Here is a 1,594-nt window from a genome sequence, read left to right as displayed (position 1 = left end):
GAGCCAGGCCATCCGCAAGCTGGAAACCTCGTCGGAACTGCGCCTGTTCGAGCGCGTGCGCGGCCGGSTGGTGCCGACCCAGGAGGCCGGCGCGCTGATGGAGGAAGTGGACCGCTGCTTCGCCGGCTTCGAGCTGATCGAGCACCGCATCCGCAGCCTGAAATCGTTCGGCGTCGGGCGCCTGGCGGTCGGTTCGCTGCCGGCGCTGGGCACCGGCTTCATGCCGCGCGCCATTGCCGCCTTCGGCCTGCAGGACCGCCGCATCCAGATGTCGTTCCAGATCATGAGCTCGCGCGAGGTGCTGCAGCAGGTCACGGCCGGGCAACTCSACTTCGGCCTGATGGCCGACGAGCTGTCGGTGGCGGGCCTGGAACACTCGGAGTTCCTGCGGCTGCCGGGCGTGATCGCCATGCACAGCCGCCATCCGCTGGCGGCGCGGCCACGCATCACGCTGCGCGACCTGACCGAGCACGCCTTCATCGCGCTCAACCCCGAGGACGCCAGCCGCCGGCGCCTGGAGACGGCGCTGCACGACCAGGGCCTGGCATTGCGGCCGGTGCTGGAGACGCCCTATTCCAATTCCGTCTGCGAGTTCGCCCTGCATGGCGTCGGCATCGGCCTGGTGCATCCGGTCATGGCGCTGGACTACCTGGCGCGCGGGCTGACCATCAAGCCGCTGGAACTGGACATCGGCTTTGCCTGCCTGCTGGTGTTCCGGCCCGGCACACCGCTTTCGGAAAACGCGCGGGCGTTGCTGAAAGCGATGCGCATCGAGCTGGAACGGGATCTCAAGCGGATCCGGACGGCGCTCAGTACTTGAAGCTCAGGCGCGCCCAGAAGGTGCGCCCGGGTTCGTTGAAGGCCGTGTTGGCGGCAAAGCCGAAGCCGGCGTCGCCCGCCAGGTTCAGGTGCTCGGCGTAGGTCTTGTTGAACAGGTTGTCCACGCCCAGCGACAGCTTGACCTGCTTGCTGACCGCGTAGCCGCCGTTCAGCGAGAACACGCCGAATCCGGCGCTGGGGCCGAAGTCCTTGCCGACCACGTTGCCCTGGTTCAGGGCATAGCGGCGCTGCGCCGCCACCAGCCGCCACAGCGCGCCGGCCGACCAGGTGCCGTCGTCATAGGCCGCGCTGAGCTTGGCTTCCAGCGGCGGCATCTGCGGCAAGGCGCGGCCGTCGCTGCGGTTCTGGCCCCAGGCGTAGGCCAGCGTCGCGCCCAGCTTCCAGCGCGGCGCCGCCTGGTAGGACAGCCCCAGCTCGCCGCCGGCGATGCGGGCGTCGATGTTGGCGGCCTGCGTCGAGCTGCCGTGTCCGCCATGGCCGCCATGCATGCCGCCCATGCCCCCCATGCGGCTCTTGGCGTAGTCGAACAGGATGAAGTCGTCGACATAGCCGGCGTAGCCGGACAGCCAGGCATCCAGGGTCTCGGTCTTGTACTGCGCGCCGAAATCGATCTGCGTCGTCTTCTCGGGCTTGACGCCGCGGAACGCGTTGACCGAGCCGTCGGGCCCCTGCTTCGGCGAGAACAGCTCCCAGTAGTCCGGGAAGCGTTCCGCGTGGCCCAGGCCGACGGCGTTCCGCGTGGCCCAGGCCGACG

At 69.3% G+C, this 1,594-nt stretch carries 2 protein-coding genes; one reads left to right on the top strand and one right to left on the bottom strand.

Translation table 11 applies throughout. The annotated features are described in order from the left end of the window. Positions 1 to 820: LysR substrate-binding domain-containing protein (locus tag BI327_RS40645; RefSeq protein ID WP_076867237.1), on the top strand; the 820-nt coding region annotated here is incomplete at its 5' end. Here BI327_RS40645 and BI327_RS40640 read toward each other — a convergent pair. After that, positions 810 to 1,594 (bottom strand): TonB-dependent receptor domain-containing protein (locus tag BI327_RS40640; protein ID WP_143271804.1); only part of this gene is annotated, 785 nt, incomplete at its 5' end. The two genes, BI327_RS40645 and BI327_RS40640, sit on opposite strands and share 11 nt — an antisense overlap.

It is taken from the genome of Bradyrhizobium mercantei, assembly GCF_001982635.1.
GTDB lineage: Bacteria > Pseudomonadota > Alphaproteobacteria > Rhizobiales > Xanthobacteraceae > Bradyrhizobium > Bradyrhizobium mercantei.
The sequence above is the reverse complement of the archived record's forward strand: the minus strand, read 5'-3'. Positions and strand labels throughout refer to the sequence as shown.